Origin of the sequence: Halorientalis pallida (assembly GCF_049605515.1) — an archaeon.
GTDB lineage: Archaea > Halobacteriota > Halobacteria > Halobacteriales > Haloarculaceae > Halorientalis > Halorientalis pallida_A.
The window spans coordinates 1,540,376-1,555,156 of the sequence record NZ_CP187158.1; the positions used below are offsets into that span (position 1 = coordinate 1,540,376).

Annotated in this window: 13 protein-coding genes; 9 read left to right on the plus strand and 4 right to left on the minus strand. The window is 66.5% G+C overall.

Features of this window, described 5'->3' with window-relative positions; translation table 11 throughout:
- The first annotated feature begins 94 nt into the window (after window positions 1-94).
- Window positions 95-1,153: a glycosyltransferase family 4 protein gene (locus ACOZ4N_RS09600; protein WP_424019703.1), complete on the plus strand. Its 1,059-nt coding sequence runs from the start codon at window positions 95-97 to the stop codon at window positions 1,151-1,153.
- A 54-nt stretch (window positions 1,154-1,207) separates the two neighbouring features.
- Window positions 1,208-2,656 (plus strand): acetyl-CoA hydrolase/transferase C-terminal domain-containing protein, encoded by a 1,449-nt coding sequence (locus ACOZ4N_RS09605; protein ID WP_424019704.1) that lies wholly within the window; start codon window positions 1,208-1,210, stop codon window positions 2,654-2,656.
- A 19-nt stretch (window positions 2,657-2,675) separates the two neighbouring features.
- Here the strand turns inward: ACOZ4N_RS09605 and folP are convergent, their stop codons facing one another.
- Both folP and ACOZ4N_RS09615 read right to left on the minus strand, forming a co-directional pair.
- The gene (gene folP, locus ACOZ4N_RS09610) at window positions 2,676-5,120 is read right to left on the minus strand and encodes a dihydropteroate synthase (protein ID WP_424019705.1); all 2,445 of its coding nucleotides are present in this window, start codon (window positions 5,118-5,120) and stop codon (window positions 2,676-2,678) included.
- 54 nt (window positions 5,121-5,174) lie between these two features.
- Complete coding sequence (locus ACOZ4N_RS09615; RefSeq protein WP_424019706.1) at window positions 5,175-5,831, minus strand: helix-turn-helix domain-containing protein; 657 nt, start codon at window positions 5,829-5,831, stop codon at window positions 5,175-5,177.
- 266 nt (window positions 5,832-6,097) lie between these two features.
- On the opposite strand from ACOZ4N_RS09615, the gene ACOZ4N_RS09620 reads away from it, so the two are divergent.
- The 6 genes from ACOZ4N_RS09620 to ACOZ4N_RS09645 all read left to right on the plus strand — a co-directional run bounded on the left by ACOZ4N_RS09620 (window position 6,098) and on the right by ACOZ4N_RS09645 (window position 10,833).
- Window positions 6,098-7,129, plus strand: a complete 1,032-nt coding sequence (locus tag ACOZ4N_RS09620; protein ID WP_424019707.1) for a ribonucleotide-diphosphate reductase subunit beta — start codon at window positions 6,098-6,100, stop codon at window positions 7,127-7,129.
- 2 nt (window positions 7,130-7,131) lie between these two features.
- Window positions 7,132-7,392 carry a hypothetical protein gene (locus tag ACOZ4N_RS09625; protein ID WP_424019708.1) on the plus strand — a complete coding sequence of 87 codons (261 nt, stop codon included), beginning with the start codon at window positions 7,132-7,134 and terminating at the stop codon, window positions 7,390-7,392.
- Complete coding sequence (locus ACOZ4N_RS09630; RefSeq protein WP_424019709.1) at window positions 7,389-7,757, plus strand: 2Fe-2S iron-sulfur cluster-binding protein; 369 nt, start codon at window positions 7,389-7,391, stop codon at window positions 7,755-7,757. The genes ACOZ4N_RS09625 and ACOZ4N_RS09630 overlap by 4 nt, the downstream gene beginning before the upstream one ends.
- Window positions 7,758-7,968: 211 nt before the next feature.
- Window positions 7,969-8,700: an SCP2 sterol-binding domain-containing protein gene (locus tag ACOZ4N_RS09635; RefSeq protein ID WP_424019710.1), complete on the plus strand. Its 732-nt coding sequence runs from the start codon at window positions 7,969-7,971 to the stop codon at window positions 8,698-8,700.
- A 210-nt stretch (window positions 8,701-8,910) separates the two neighbouring features.
- Entirely contained in the window at window positions 8,911-9,474 is a 564-nt protein-coding gene (locus ACOZ4N_RS09640; protein WP_424019711.1) for an SCP2 sterol-binding domain-containing protein, read from the plus strand.
- 153 nt (window positions 9,475-9,627) lie between these two features.
- Window positions 9,628-10,833 (plus strand): acyl-CoA dehydrogenase family protein, encoded by a 1,206-nt coding sequence (locus tag ACOZ4N_RS09645; RefSeq protein ID WP_424019712.1) that lies wholly within the window; start codon window positions 9,628-9,630, stop codon window positions 10,831-10,833.
- Here ACOZ4N_RS09645 and ACOZ4N_RS09650 read toward each other — a convergent pair.
- Window positions 10,830-11,468 carry a hypothetical protein gene (locus ACOZ4N_RS09650; protein ID WP_424019713.1) on the minus strand — a complete coding sequence of 213 codons (639 nt, stop codon included), beginning with the start codon at window positions 11,466-11,468 and terminating at the stop codon, window positions 10,830-10,832. The genes ACOZ4N_RS09645 and ACOZ4N_RS09650 overlap by 4 nt on opposite strands.
- A gap of 166 nt (window positions 11,469-11,634) precedes the next feature.
- On the opposite strand from ACOZ4N_RS09650, the gene ACOZ4N_RS09655 reads away from it, so the two are divergent.
- The gene (locus ACOZ4N_RS09655; RefSeq protein WP_424019714.1) at window positions 11,635-12,840 is read left to right on the plus strand and encodes an acyl-CoA dehydrogenase family protein; all 1,206 of its coding nucleotides are present in this window, start codon (window positions 11,635-11,637) and stop codon (window positions 12,838-12,840) included.
- 144 nt (window positions 12,841-12,984) lie between these two features.
- Here ACOZ4N_RS09655 and purH read toward each other — a convergent pair whose 3' ends face one another.
- On the minus strand, window positions 12,985-14,598 hold the full coding sequence (purH, locus tag ACOZ4N_RS09660) for a bifunctional phosphoribosylaminoimidazolecarboxamide formyltransferase/IMP cyclohydrolase (RefSeq protein ID WP_424019715.1): 1,614 nt from the start codon (window positions 14,596-14,598) through the stop codon (window positions 12,985-12,987).
- Window positions 14,599-14,781: the final 183 nt, after the last annotated feature.

Genomic DNA, 14,781 nt, shown 5'->3' on the forward strand with positions numbered 1-14,781 from the left:
TCGACCAGCGGGAGAGTCGCCGGCCGATCCCCGCCGCGCCTCCGTGTCGGACAAAGGACAGGGATTTTTGAGCGGTCGCCGTGTCCCCCCGGGTATGCGGGTCGCCTTCGTGTCGGAGCGGACGGTGTTTCACGAGTCCACCGAGGGGCGGGAACGCCTCCACCGCATCGCGACGAACCTCGACGCTCGCGGCCACGACGTGACAGTTTACTGTGCCCAGTGGTGGCCGGATTACCCCGAGACCATCGAACACGAGGGAATCACCTACCGCGGGATCACGGTCTCGGACTCGAAGGCGGCCTTTCTCGCCAGAATCCCGTGGGTCGTCGCGCTGGACCGCCCGGACGTGATCCACGCGACGCCCGAACCGCCGGCCGTCGTCACCGCCGCGAAACTCGCGGCCGTCCCTGCCCGCGCACCGCTGGTGGTCGAGTGGTTCGGCGACGAGAACCTGCCCGACTCGCGGGCGCGGAACTACGCCGCGAAGTTGCCCGACACGGTGGTCACGCCGTCGGAACTCGTCCGGACGACGGTCCGCGAACACGGGGCGACCGGCGACAACACGCGGGTCATCCCCGAGAGCATCGACACGTCGCTGATCGACGAGGTCGAACCGGCCGAGGACGCCGACATCGTCTACGCCCGCGACCTGGACGCCGACGCGAACGTCCAGACGCTGTTGCTCGCGCTGGCGGAGTTGCGCCGGCGCGACTGGTCGGCGACCATCATCGGCGACGGCCCCCGACGCGAGGAGATCGAACAGCAGGCCGCGGACCTCCGGATCGACGACCGGATCACCTTCGCCGGCGACCTCGACCGCGAGGAGCGGCTCTCGATCTACCGGGGCGCACACACCTTCGTCCACACGGCCTTCCGGGAGAACTTCGCCACGGAGTTGCTCTGGGCGCTGGCCTGTGGCTGTATCGGCATCGTCGAGTATCAGGCCGAATCCAGCGCGCACGAACTCATCGAGACCTACCGCCGGAGCTTCCGGGTCACCGACGACGAGGAACTGACCGAGGCAATCCGCGACGCCGCCGGCATGGAGCGGCTGGATCGGGACCCCGACATGGACCGGTACGACCACGAGGAAGTCCTCGATCAGTACCTCGACTGCTATCGAGACCTGCGCGAGGAACACGGCCTGTTTTGAGGGGGCTCACTTCTATGGCGTCCCGGCTTTCCGTCGGCGACTGGAAGCACCGGTATGCAGGAGACGACCCAGCGTGTCGCCGACGGCGTCGAAACGACCGACGCCACCGCGGCCGCCGATCTGATTCCCGACGACGGTACCGTCCCGATGAGCGGCCTCAGCGCCGGCCCGAAAGATATCGCACACGAACTCGCCGCCTCGAACCGGGGTCTCTCGCTGACGGTCCCCGCGAGCGCCGACGCCGGCTTCGTCGCCGACACCGAGTTGCCCAACGCGGACGCGCTCGACCTCCGCTATCCGTTCTCGGCGTGGCCCAACCTCAAGCGGGCGATCAACGACGGGCGTGTGGGCTTCGTCGACGATCACCTCTCGGTCGTCGAGCAGTCGGTCGCACAGGGCCAGTTCGGCGACCCCGACGTGGCGGTGGTGGAAGCCCTCGCGGTGGGTGAGGACTGGCTGGTTCCCACGACCGCCGTCGGCGGCGTTCCGGGGTTCGTCGCCGCCGCCGACGAGGTGATCGTCGAAGTCAACGAGGCTCTGCCCCTCGAACTCCAGCACCTGCACGACACCTGGTCGCCCGCGACGCCACCCCGCGACCCACTCTCGCTGTCCGACCCGGGCGAGCGCCTGGGCGACCAGTTCGTCCGGTTCGACTCCGACAAACTGGCGGCCGTCGTCCGCACCGAGAACGATCCGATCCCCTACCCATTCCGGGACCCCTCGGACGCCGAGAGGGCCATCGCGGACAACGCCATCGAGTTCCTGGCGGACGAACTCGCCGAGAACCCGGCCTTCCGCGAGCGATTCGCCTTCGAGGTTGGGATCGGGTCGCTGGGCAACGAGATCACCGAACGGATCGGCGACCTCGACTTCGGCGACCGGCAGGTGAGCTACTTCGGCGAGGTCGCACAGGACGGGCTGCTCGACCTGCTGGAGGCGGGGACGCTCTCGGCCGCGAGCGCGACCGCACTCGTCCTCGGCGAGGACGGCATCAGCCGATTGCTCGACCGGCCCGAACTCGTGGCCGAGAACGTCGTTACGCGGTCGATGAGCGTCTCGAACGACCCCGGGCTGATCCGGGCGTTCGGCGTCGTCGCCATCAACACCGCCGTCGAGGTCGACGTGTACGGCCACACCAACTCCTCACACGTCCGCGGATCACAGCTCCTGCAGGGGATCGGCGGCTCCGGCGACTTCGCCCGCAACGGACTGCTCTCGATGATGGTGTTGCCTTCGACGGCAAAAGACGGCGAGGTCTCTCGGATCGTTCCGATGGCGTCCCACGTCGATCACCCCGATCACGACGTGGACGTGGTGGTGACCGAACACGGTGTGGCCGACCTGCGAGGCCTGACGCCGGACGAGCGGTTCGAGGCACTCGTCGGCGAGTGTGCCCATCCGGACTTCCGGCCCGATCTTCGGCGCTACGGCGAGCGCGCCGCCGAGGGCGGCGGACACATGCCCCACGACCTGCCGACGGCGTTCGACATGCACGGGGAGTGAGCGAGGACTCGAACCGCAGTCACTCGTCACCGGCGTCGGGCGTGTCGTCTGCGGCCTCGACCGCCCGGACTGCGGCGACGTTCTCCTTCACGTCGTGGACGCGGACGATGTCGGCCCCGCGCTCGGCGGCCAGCGTCGTCCCCGCGACGGTCGCCGCCAGTCGCTCGTCGGGGCCGCGGTCGATCCGCTCGAACATCGACTTGTGGGAGTGACCCACGAGGACGGGACAGCCGAGCGCCCGGAACTCGTCGATCCGGCCGAGGAGTTCGAAGTCCTCGGCCGGGGACTTGGCGAAACCCAGACCCGGGTCGACGACGATCTGCTCGCGGTCCAGGCCCGCCTTCTCGGCGAGCAGGACGCGCTCGGTCACCTCGTCGAGTACGTCGGTGACCACGTCGTCGTACTCGCGGTCGGTGTCGGGATCGACCGGCGTCTCCTCGCTGTGCATCACGACGACGGGCACGTCGTGATCGGCCGCGACCAGGCGCATCTCCGGGTCTTCGAGGCCGGACACGTCGTTGAGGATGTCCGCGCCTGCGTCCAGGGCCGCGCGGGCGACCGCGGCCTTGCGCGTGTCGACCGCGATGGACACATCGAGATCGCTGATCCGTTCGATCACCGGGACCACGCGGTCGATCTCGTCGTCGGCGGGGACGGGTTCGGCACCGGGCCGTGTCGACTCCCCGCCCACGTCCACGATGTCGACGCCGTGATCGACCATCTCCTCTGCGCGGGAAACGGCGGCCTCGACGGCCTCGTACTCCCCACCGTCGTGGAAACTGTCCGGCGTGACGTTGAGGATGCCCATGACCGCGGTGCCGTCCTCCCAGGGGTAGCCGCGCTCGTCGGGACCGTGCCCTTCGATTTCGAGCGCGGCCCGGAGATCGTCGGCCAGCGGCGAGAGTCCGTAGGGCTGGCCGTCGAGTTTCCCGCAGAGGCGCTTGAACTGCGCCAGCGTCCCCATCAACACGGCGTCGACGTTCTCGCGGTCCTGATCGACCAGCCCGGAGACGGCACACTCCCCGCCCAGCGAGAGCATCTCCTCTTTGAGGTACTGGGCCTGCCGGGGCTGGACGCGGGTTCGCAGGACGCGATGGACGCCCTTCCCGCCCATCCGCCAGACGCCGGCGTCGGTGACGTGGGCGTCCGAGAGCGTCTCGCGGGCTTCGCCCACCGAGTCGACGCGCTTGGGGACCGTGGGACGGGTCCAGTCCGTCCGCGCTTCCGCGACGCAGTACAGCGAGCCGGTCACCAGCACGCAGTCGTCGGGACCGGCGGCGTCGCGGGCCATCTCGAACGCGCCGGCCACGTCGCTCCGAGTCTCGACCGTGGCGTCGGTTTCGGCCTCGAACGCGCGTGCGAGTACGTCGTCGGCCTCGGCGCGGCCGAGGTCGGGTTCGCAGGCCACGACGTGATCGGGGTCGGGCAGGGCCGCCGCGATACCCCGGTGATCCTTGTCGCTCATCGCGCCGATCACGACGTGGAGGTCGTCGTAGTCGAACGAACCGAGCGTGTCGGCGAGTGCGTCACAGCCGCCGGGGTTGTGCGCGCCGTCGAGGACGACCAGCGGGTCCCGGCCCATCACCTCGAACCGGCCGGGCCAGTGGGCGTTGCGAAGGCCGCGGGCGAGGTCCGCACCGTCCACGTCGGCGACCTGTCGAGTCAGCGCCGCCGCGACCCCGGCGTTGCGGGCCTGGTGTTCCCCCAGCAGGGGCAGTTTCGTGTCGACCGCCCAGTCGCCGCCGTCGAGCGAGATCGCCGCCTCCAGTCCGTCGCGGCCATCGTAGGAGACGGTGCAGTCCTCGTCGGCGTCGGTGCCCACCGTGTAGATGTCACCGGCCACATCACGGGCCGCTTCGCGGGCGTCACCGGTCGCACCCGTGACGAGCGGTGCGTCGTCGGGTGCGACGTGAGCCTTGTCGTGGGCGATCTCGGCGACGGTGTCGCCGAGCAGGTCCGTGTGTTCGAGGGTGACGGTCGTCACGGCGCTGGCGACGGGGTCGACGACGCTGGTGGCGTCGTGACGGCCGCCGATGCCGACTTCCAGGACGGCCACGTCCACGTCGGCGCGGCGGAAGGCCCACAGCGCAAGCACCGTGAGCGTCTCGAAGAAGGTAGGGGCGTCCCCGTCGGCCGCGCGGTCGGTGACGTAGGGCCTGGCTTCGTCGACGAACTCGACGAGTGCCTGTTCCGTGAGTTTGTGGCCGTTGATCCGGACGCGTTCGCGCACGTCGTCGAGGTGGGGAGAGGTGTAACAACCCACGTCGAGGCCCGCTTCGCGGAGGACGCGCTCGGTCATCCGCGCCGTGCTGCCCTTCCCGTTCGAGCCGGCGATCTGGATGGCTCGAACGGAGTCCTGTGGGTCGTCGAGATGTGCGAGGAAGTCCCGCGTCGCCGTCGTGCCCGGCCGCGGCGGGTACCGGCGCAGGTCGAACAGAAAGTTCGCCGCGTCGTGGAACTCCATACGCCGACCGAACACAGCGGCGCGCTTTAGACTGTCGGACTCGGCCGTCTCCGGTCAGTCGGGCCCGACCTGGGAGATGATCCGGGACTCGATCTTCCGGAGGTGTTCGCCGACGGTGCTGGTCGAACAGTCCAGTTCACCGGCGATGTCCTCGTTGGTCGCCTGCCGCGGGATCTCGTAGTAGCCCTTCGCGAGGGCGACCTCCAGGACTTCGAGCTGGCGCTCGGTCAGCAGCGTCGTCACGTCGACGCGGTCGACCGTCCCCGAGTCGTCCTCCTGGAGTTCGATATCCAGATCCCCGGGGCGCATCCGGGCGGCCTCGCGGATCTTCTTGAAGTCGCCGGCGACGTTCATGTGCAGCCCGCCGTCCTCGTCGATGTCGACCGGCGGGTCGATGATGAGGTCGTACTCGTCCATGAGCTGGATCATCGCCGAGAGGACCGTGTTCGCCGCGAAGCGGACGTGTGCGCGCACGCCGTCGTCCTCCACGTCGAACACGTCGTAGGAGAGCGCGCTCTCCTCGTCTTCCAGAATGGCCTCCAGTTCGTCGGCGTCACCGGTGAGGTGATAGAGCAGGACGCTCGTCCCGTCGGACATCAGATCGAAGTGAAGCGCGGCCTCGCGGGTCAGCTCGGGGTGCTCGACGATGGCCTCGTCGAGCGGATTGTACGTGCCGTCCTCCGTCCGGAGGACGATGTTGAACTCCCGCATGTCCTCCAGTTCTAACCAGGGGAACAAAAGGAGTTCGGCAGTGATGTGAGGTGAGGGGCCCGGTAACGGGAGTCACAGGCGCTTAACGTCCTGTTCGATGATGATAGAAGCGGGTCGAGAGCGCCGCACGGTTCCCGTGGTATTATCACACACCCGGTCATATCGGTGGCTCGACGGCTGATTCCGGTGGCGAACCCCTTGTTAAAAAGCTCCTCATATCATCGGGGGTATTTGTATCCACTAGTCTGTTGTACGGTGTCGTGGGTATGGACGCCAGCACTGATCAGATCAAAGCGGGGCGGATCGACACCGACAATACGTACTACGAGCTGTACCAGAAGTCGGTCGAGTTGGGGACGTGGGACGCGGAGAAGCTGATGCACAAGGTCGGCTTCGAGGAGGACCGGGAGGTCTGGGATTCGCTCGACGACAACGAGAAAGAGCAGTGGGCGCGGCTCATTTCGTACTTCATCGACGGCGAACACGCGGTCGCACAGGACGCCCGTCGCATCATGAAGACGGTGTCCTCGCCGTGGTTCGACCGATCCATCGAGAAGGAGATGTTCGCCTCCGCGCTGGCGCTGGAGGAGGCAAAGCACACGCAGTTTTTCGACCTGTACCTGACGAACGTGATGGTCGACAAGTTCCCGCAGTACGAACTCGACACGCGGCGCGGGGGCATCCAGATCCCCCGGACCGAGGCCTGCGGGGCGGGCGAGATGTTCGAGCGTCAGGGTACGCTCCAGGCCCAGGCGGCCGACGGCGGTGACCCGACGGACATCGCCCGCGCGGCGACGAACTACCACATCGGCGTCGAGGGCATCCTCGCCCGCGGTGGGTACTTCGCCAAGAACCGGATGATGCAGGAAGCGCCGCTCAAGCTGCTCAACAAGGGCTTCCAGTTCATCAGCACCGACGAGGGGCGACACATTACCTTCGGACTCGAAGTGCTGAACGAACTCATCGAGAAGGAACGCGCGGGCGTTCCGGAGTACCAGGGCGTCGAGAACGCCATCTGGGAGCAGGCCGTCGAGGACATCGGGTACATCACCGACACGGCCTACTTCATCACCGAGTCCGTCGGTGACCCGCTGAACGTGGACTTCGACGAACTCGTGAACCGCGGTGCGCGGCTGGCCGGAGACATGATGTTCGACACGCTCGACCTGGACGCCGGGAGCGCCACGGAGTTCATGCAGGCCGCCGCCGACGCCATGGAGGACGCACAGGGCAGCGACTACGAGGCGGTCATCGAGAAGTACGACCACATCTACTCGGCCAAGATGGCGGGTGACTGATCATGACGGAACTCAAAGACATCGAAGGCGCGGAGTTCACTGCATCGGACGACGAGATCGACGAGGCCATCGAGGAAGCGGCGGACGACCTCGGGATGGCCCCCGAGAAGGTCGAAGAAGAAGTCGCCTACATCCTCGACTCGGGGACCGGCCGGGCCAACAACGAGGGCGTGGCCGGCGCGGCCGCCAGCGACAACGAGGACACCAACAACGACCCGCGACTCGAAGCGCTGGAGATGTACAAGCTTCGCCAGGAGCTATGAGCGGACGGGCAGATACGAGCGAGGACGCGACCAGCGAAGCCGTCACCGACGGCGGCGAGTACGAGGTTACCCTCGAACACGAGGGCGAGGAGATCGATCTCACCGTCGACGAGGACGAGTACATCCTCGACGCGGCCGAGGACGCCGGCCTGGATCTGCCCTACTCCTGCCGGAAGGGACAGTGTACCTCCTGTGTCGGGACGGTCCAGGAGGGTGAGATCGACCAGAGCGAGGGCGCGGCACTGGACCCGATGCAGGAAGACGACGGGTTCGCGCTCCTCTGTATCACCTACCCGAAATCCGACTGCACCATCGAGACCGACACCCAGAGCGACCTGTTCGGCGGCGACATGGACATCCTCTAGGTGGGTCGAGACCGCTGTGTGGTCGCTTTTTCGGCAATTTCCGGCTGTTTCTCCCCGAGTGACTTAATAAGCCTAGCTTTCGCCGCTGTACGGTATTTAAACAACCTCACATCGACGGGAGAACTATTTTTGGGATCTCCAGTGTCGGTATGGGTGGATCCGTTGGCGGGCGCGCAGTTGGGGGACCGACCCGCACAACGGGGTGATACCCATGAGTACACAGGAACAACAGTTCGAACTCGACGATTACTTCCCGACCACGGCATGGCTTACCAGGTACCAGCACGCGCTCGACGACAGTCAGGAACTCGAAGACACCGGCGAGGGCTGGGGCGTCGGCTGGAACGGTGACTTCGTCTTCGAGATGCAGAACCTCCCGATCGAGGAGCGAACGGTCGACGACCTCCCCGAGGAGGTCTGGGAGGCCCTCGAACAGGGGATCACCCAACTGCCCGAGGACACGCTGGAGACCGTCCTCGAAGACGCGCCCGAAGACGTCGCCGAGGGGATCGAGGCTCGCGACGGGCCCCTCCCCGAACGCGCCGCCCAGGAACTGCTGGAGACGAAGATCTCCGAAGCGCCCGAGAAGGTCTGGCCCGGCCTCCGCCGCGTCATGCCGGACATCATGGACGACCTCCTCACGGAACTGGAGGAGAACGTCACCGACGACGGGACGGTCTACGCCTGGATCGGCCTGGAAGACGGTGGCTGCTACGACACGACGACCATGGACACGCTCGACGAGCGCGACCACGGGTTCGTCCTGACCGGCGACTTCGACCAGTGGGTCGACCTGGTCAACGGCGACCTCGACGTGGTCGAGGCCATCATGTCCGGCAAGCTGGAGCTGGACGGTGACATGCAGAAGATCCTCCAGTACTCCGACGCCGCGCTGACGATGACCGACGTGGCCAGCGACCTGGACAAGCGCTTCCTGTTCTAACTGTCCGAAACCCAATATTTTTGTCGCACTCACTGGCCGGTTTCAGAGCGATCAGTGTGTAAATTTCCCTCGTGTTGTTCAACAAATCGGACGGGTCCGGAGTCAGTATATAAAACTCCCTCACATACGACGGGGTACCCTCAGGGGGATAGGAGCTATACGTAGCAGTAGCCATCGGCCACAGGGTGCCGGTGGGGAATGGGCGAAACTATGTCAGACGAACTCATCACACGCGTCGAAGAAACGCTCGACAAGGACGAGGAACAGCTCAAGGAGGACCTGCCGGGTCTGCTCGAAGACATTCAGGGTCAGGAAGAAGAACTCATCGGCGAGAACCCCGAACTGTTCGCGCAGGTCATCGGCCGGATGGACGACATCGACATCGCGAGCTTCTACGAGGAAGAGCCCGAGGCCGGCGACCAGTTCCAGGACCTGCTCTGGACGGGCGTCAACATGCTCGTCGAGGAGAACCCGGAGATCAAAGACCAGATCGCCGCCGACATCACGGCGAACTTCGAGGCCGACGACTGCCCGATGCAGGGCCACCTCGACGTCAACGCCAGCGAGGAGACCATCACCGGCGGCTCCGGCACCGTCTCGGACGCCGACCTCACGCTGACCGGCCCCGCCGACACGCTGACCGGCCTCATCACCGGCGGCATCGACCCGGTGCAGGGCTTCATGCAGCAGCAGTACGAACTGGACGGCTCCGTCCAGAAGGGCACCCAGCTCGCCTCCGTCATGGGCGAGATCACGGACAACGTCCCGAACTAATTCCGCCACGACACTGACACGAGGTCCGCGGCACGTGGACGCCGTCCCGGGCACGTGGGACACCGACGCGATTCGATCCGGCGGCGTCCCGGATTCTGTCACAGACGACCGGACAGGACGCCGGGCAGAACCACCAAACATACACGATTAATCATGCATTTGACCGAAGAACAGGAAGCGTTCCGCGAGGAACTGCGTGCGTACCTGCAGCGAGAAGTCGAGCCAGTCGTCGACGAGGCCGACCAGGAACCGTTCACCCGCGACGAGATGGTGAAGTACATGAAGGATCTCGAAGAACTGGGGATCGGGTTCAGTCCCGACACCGTCGAGGAGTTCTTCGGGGACCTGCGTCGCTTCGCCATCGTCTCCGAGGAGATCAGCTACTACTGGCCGAGTCTCAACGTGGGACTCCTGATGGGCTTTCCCGCCCAGTTCGTCCGCTTCGCCAGCGAGGAGACGCGGGCAAACCAGCTCTCGAAACTGGAGACCGGCGAGTGCATCGGGTCGCTCGCGGTCACGGAACCTGAGGGAGGCTCGGACACCGCACAGCCCCGGACGGTCGCCCGAAAGGAGGGCGACGAGTACGTCCTCGAAGGCGGGAAGACCTGGGTCGGCAACGCGCCCATCGCGGACGTGTCGCTGATCGTCGCCCACGACGAGGAGGCCGACGCCCAGGACATGTTCCTGGTCGACCGCGAGTACTCGGACTACGAGGCCGAGACGCTCGACAAGATCGGCTGGAAAGCCGTCAACAACGGGCGGATGTACCTCGACGGCGTCCGCGTGCCCGAGGACAACAAGCTGTCGGCGATCATCGGCAACGCGATCCGCGACGGCAACCAGCTGACCGACGTGGTGCCGTTCCCGGACTCGGTCGCCGAGCTGTTCTTCGACCAGAAAGCGCTGAACGCGACGTTCTCGTTCATGCGGACCGGGATGTCGTTCATGTCCGTCGGCATCATGCAGGCGGCGTACGACGAGGTCGTCGACTACGTCGAGGAACGCGAAACCTTCGGCAAACCCATCGCCGAACACCAGCTCGTCCAGGAACTGCTCTACGACATCCGGGTCGATCTGGAGACCTCGCGCCAGCTCTCCCGGCGGGCCCTGGAGTCCCTGGAGCAGGGGTCCAGCGACGCGCGCCTGCTCACCTCGATGGCGAAAGGCTACACCGCGGAGAAAGCTCACGAGGCCACCTCGAACGCCATCCAGGTGATGGGCGGCGAGGGCCTCAAGACCGAGAACCGGCTGGAACGCTACTTCCGTGACGCCCGCGTCATGCCGATCCCCGACGGGACGACGGAGATCCAGAAGCTCATCGTCGGCAAGGAGATCACGGGCCGCTCGGCCTACAACTAAGCGGCGGCGTCGTTCGGGCGCTCGGCGTACCGTTCTCGCACGCGCTCGACGAACAGTCGCATCCCGACCAGCGCGACCATCCCGACCAGCGGCGCGATCCGCGGCGGCTCCTCGCGTTCGGCCGCCGCGTCGCCGTCGTCGACCTCCGCGCCGTTACCGTCCTCCTCGTCGGCGGTTCGATCCGCCCCGAACGTCTCGACGGACACGTCGGTCTCCGGCTCTGTCTCGGTGTCGGCCGCGTCGTCGCCCTCCCCGGAGGCCGTCTCGCTCTCCTCGCTCGTCGCGTCGCTCGGTGCTTCGTCGGCGACGTCGACGGCCCCGGTGTCGCCGACGACCTGGACGTTCCCCTCGAAGTCCCGGTCGAGATTCGGGTCGTCGCGGTCGCCCTCGTCGTCGGCCTCGCCCGCGCCGCGGCCGTCGAGGGCGTAGCGGAGGACGACGCCCAGCGCCGCCAGCCCCAGCCCTGAGAGGGTGAGCAGTGTGGTCAATCGCCGGGAGGCGGACTCGTCGGCGTCGGGGGCCGAATCGTCGACGCTCGATCCACCCGTGGCGTCCCCGGGGACATCGGACTCCCCACCCGGGAGCCGCGAGGTGAGCGTATCGGGGACGCGCCCCTGGAGGTTCGGTCGATCCATGTGGGGCCTGCTACGACGGCCAGCCCATTACGTTTGTGCCAGCCAGCTCGGACATAAACCTACCTCGTATGTGACGGGGCAGGCATTACGCCGTTCCACGATAACGCTCTGCTAACCTGGCCGCCGACGTGCGGGGCGTCGGTGCCGCCATGGGGGAGACGACAACATGCAATTCGACAAGACACACGAGATGTTCCGTGACTCGCTCCGGGACTACCTCGAGAGCGAGATCGAACCGGACGTGCAGGAACTGGACAAACAGGAGATGACCAAAGAGGAGGCCGTCGGTTACCTGCGCGACCTCCGGAAGCTGGGCATCGGCTTCGACCAGGAGACCGCACAGGACTACTTCGGCGACCTCAAGTACTACGTCATCGGCTCCGAGGAGATCTCCCGGGTCTGGCCGAGCCTGAACGTCATGCTCAACATGTCGTTCCCGGCCATGTTCGCCAACTGGGCCAGCGAGGAGACCCAGGACGCGCTGGGCGACAAACTGGAGAACGGCGAGGCCATCGGCGCGCTGGGCGTCACCGAGCCCGGCTCGGGCAGTCACTCCAGCAAGCCCAACACCGTCGCCCGGAAGGACGGCGACGAGTACGTCATCAACGGCGAGAAGACCTGGGTCAGCAACGCCCAGATCTGTGACCTGACGATGATCGTCGCCTGGGACGAGGAGAACGACGCCCAGGACATGTTCATCGTCGACCAGGAGAACTCCCCGTTCGACACGCGCAAGCTGGACAAGCTCGGCTGGAAGGGCTCGCCGACCGGCCAGATGTTCTTCGACGACGTGCGCGTGCCCGAGGACAACAAGCTCAGCAACGCCATCCGCAACCTGATCCTCGAACACGGCGACCTCGCGGAGGCGCTGCCCTTCCCCAACGAGATGGTCGACCTGTTCCTGAGCCACAAGCCGCTGAACGCCATCTTCTCGTTCATGCGGACCGGGATGGCCGCGATGGCGGTCGGCATCCAGCAGGCGGCCTACGAGGACGCGCTCGACTACGCGACCGACCGGGAGACCTTCGGCAAGCCCATCGCCCAGCACCAGCTCGTCCAGAACCGCCTCTACAAGATGAAGGCCAACGTCGAGACCTCGCGCCTGCTGACCCACGAGGCCGTCGAGAAGCTGTCCAACGCCGACGACGAGTCTCGGATGTACTCCTCGCTCGCGAAGGGCTACGCCTGTGACAAGTCCGTCGAGACCGCCCGCCACGCCGTCGAACTGTACGGTGGCAACGGCCTCTCGACCGACTACCCGCTGGAGCGGTACTACCGCGACGCCCAGACGATGACGATCCCCGACGGTACCGAGGAGATCATGAAGCTCATCGTCGGCTACGAGATGACCGACATGTCGGCCTACGCCTGATCGAAAAGCCGGTTTCGACTTCGAGTTGCTAGCGCTGCCCGGGACTGCCCGTCGAGTCAGGGCCGCCGTCCCGGCCGGTGTTCTGCCCCGGATTCTGCCCGGGGCTTCGATTCTGTCCCGAGGAGCGGCAGGGCAGTCGGCCGATCAGTCGTGCCGGAACGCCCGCGAGCCGGTGAAGACCATCGCCATGTCGTGTTCGTCGGCGGCCTCGATCACGTCGTCGTCGTTGACCGAGCCGCCGGGCTGGATGACCGCCTCGATGCCGGCCTCGGCGGCGGCCTCGATCCCGTCCGGGAACGGGAAGAAGGCGTCGCTCGCCATCACGGCACCCGCGGCCGACTTGCCCTCGGCGTCCTTTTCGGCTTTCATCTTCGCGATCTCGACGGCGTCGACGCGGGAGACCTGCCCGGCACCGACCCCGACCGTCTCGGTACCGCTCGCGAACAGGATAGCGTTGGATTTGACGTGTTTGATCGTCTGCCAGGCAAAGAGCATCGCGTCGATCTGCTCGTCGGTCGGTTCGCGCTCGGTGACCACTTCCAGGTCCGCGCGAGTGGGGGCCTGGGTGTCCCGTTCCTGCACGAGCCGTCCGCCCACGAGGTCTTTCTCGGTGACCGGTTCGGTCACGTCGTAGTTGTCGCTCACGTCCAGGACGCGGAGGTTCTCCTTCTCGAACAGCGTGTCGAGGGCGTCGTCGGTGTAGCCCGGCGCGACGACGACTTCCTTGAACGAGTCGATAATCTGTGCGGCCGTCTCCTGGTCGCACTCCCGATTGAGCGCGACGATGCCGCCGAAGGCGCTCTTGGGGTCGGTGGCGAGCGCGTCGGCGTAGGCCTCGGCGAGCGTGTCGGCGGTCGCACAGCCCGCGGGGTTGGTGTGTTTGATGACCGCGGCCGCTGGCTCGTCGAACTCCTTGACGATGTTGAGGGCGGCGTCGGTGTCGTTGTAGTTGTTGTAGGACATCCCCTTCGCGCCCTCGTTCAACTGGTCGGCCGAGACGACGCTGGCCTCCTCGCAGGTCGGGTCGGCGTACAGCGCCGCGTCCTGGTGGGGATTCTCCCCGTAGCGGAGGTCGGCGTGGCGGTCCTCGCTGGTGACCCGGCGCTCGGGGAAGTCGCCGCCCGTGTCGCCCTCGACGTGGACCTGATTAGCCGCCCAGTCGATCTCGACGCGGTCCTGGGCGAACCACTTGACGGCCCGCGGGTACGCCTTCATCTCGCCCTGGTAGAGGACGCGCTCTTTGAGGTCCGCTTCGTCGTCGCCGTCGTAGACGGGGATCGGTTCCTGCGTGACGACGGGGCCGCCGTCCACCTCGTCCTCGATGAGCGAGCCGTCCTCGGCGACGGCGTTGGTGACGGCGTGGACGGTACAGCCCACCACGTCGACGCCGTACTCCAGCGCGTCGCCCCACGCGTCCATGCCCGGGAAGGCGGGCAGCAGGGAGGGGTGGACGTTCAGCGTGGTCGGCATCGGGTCCAGGAAGGTGTCCGAGAGGACGCGCATGTAGCCGTCCAGACAGACGAGGTCGAACTCGTAGTCGTCGAGGGCGTCGACGACGCGTGCCTCGTGTTCCCGTCGGCTCTCGTCGTCGCGCTGGACGACGGTCTCGGTCGGAATCCCCCGTTTCCGGGCTTTCTCGACGACCGGCGCGTCCTCGGAGTTGGTGAGGACGACGGCGAGTTCGGCCCCGCCGGGTGCCAGGTCGTGGACGTTCAGTAAATTGCGGCCGCGGTTGCTGGCCATGCCCGCTAGCTTCATGTGCGGAGGGGGGCGGTCCGGGCGCAAAGGCGTTGCGAATCGCTCAGCCGTGACTCCGCGGTGTGTCCCGAAAGGGGTGTGGGGGGAGAGATGTTGGGGGTGGGGGACAAGGGAGAGTGAGAGTGGAGTGAACCACACTTGGGGTGATCAGTTTCCCCAGTGGCACGTCTCCGTTCGTTACTT

Excerpts from the sequence above, each read along its gene's own strand:
- ACOZ4N_RS09630 (WP_424019709.1), top strand. The coding sequence starts at position 7,389 with ATGAGCGGACGGGCAGATACGAGCGAGGACGCGACCAGCGAAGCCGTC.
- ACOZ4N_RS09650 (WP_424019713.1), bottom strand. The coding sequence starts at position 11,468 with ATGGATCGACCGAACCTCCAGGGGCGCGTCCCCGATACGCTCACCTCG.
- ACOZ4N_RS09615 (WP_424019706.1), bottom strand. The coding sequence starts at position 5,831 with ATGCGGGAGTTCAACATCGTCCTCCGGACGGAGGACGGCACGTACAAT.
- ACOZ4N_RS09645 (WP_424019712.1), top strand. The coding sequence starts at position 9,628 with ATGCATTTGACCGAAGAACAGGAAGCGTTCCGCGAGGAACTGCGTGCG.
- ACOZ4N_RS09625 (WP_424019708.1), top strand. The coding sequence starts at position 7,132 with ATGACGGAACTCAAAGACATCGAAGGCGCGGAGTTCACTGCATCGGAC.
- ACOZ4N_RS09655 (WP_424019714.1), top strand. The coding sequence starts at position 11,635 with ATGCAATTCGACAAGACACACGAGATGTTCCGTGACTCGCTCCGGGAC.
- ACOZ4N_RS09600 (WP_424019703.1), top strand. The coding sequence starts at position 95 with ATGCGGGTCGCCTTCGTGTCGGAGCGGACGGTGTTTCACGAGTCCACC.
- purH (WP_424019715.1), bottom strand. The coding sequence starts at position 14,598 with ATGAAGCTAGCGGGCATGGCCAGCAACCGCGGCCGCAATTTACTGAAC.
- folP (WP_424019705.1), bottom strand. The coding sequence starts at position 5,120 with ATGGAGTTCCACGACGCGGCGAACTTTCTGTTCGACCTGCGCCGGTAC.
- ACOZ4N_RS09640 (WP_424019711.1), top strand. The coding sequence starts at position 8,911 with ATGTCAGACGAACTCATCACACGCGTCGAAGAAACGCTCGACAAGGAC.
- ACOZ4N_RS09635 (WP_424019710.1), top strand. The coding sequence starts at position 7,969 with ATGAGTACACAGGAACAACAGTTCGAACTCGACGATTACTTCCCGACC.
- ACOZ4N_RS09620 (WP_424019707.1), top strand. The coding sequence starts at position 6,098 with ATGGACGCCAGCACTGATCAGATCAAAGCGGGGCGGATCGACACCGAC.
- ACOZ4N_RS09605 (WP_424019704.1), top strand. The coding sequence starts at position 1,208 with ATGCAGGAGACGACCCAGCGTGTCGCCGACGGCGTCGAAACGACCGAC.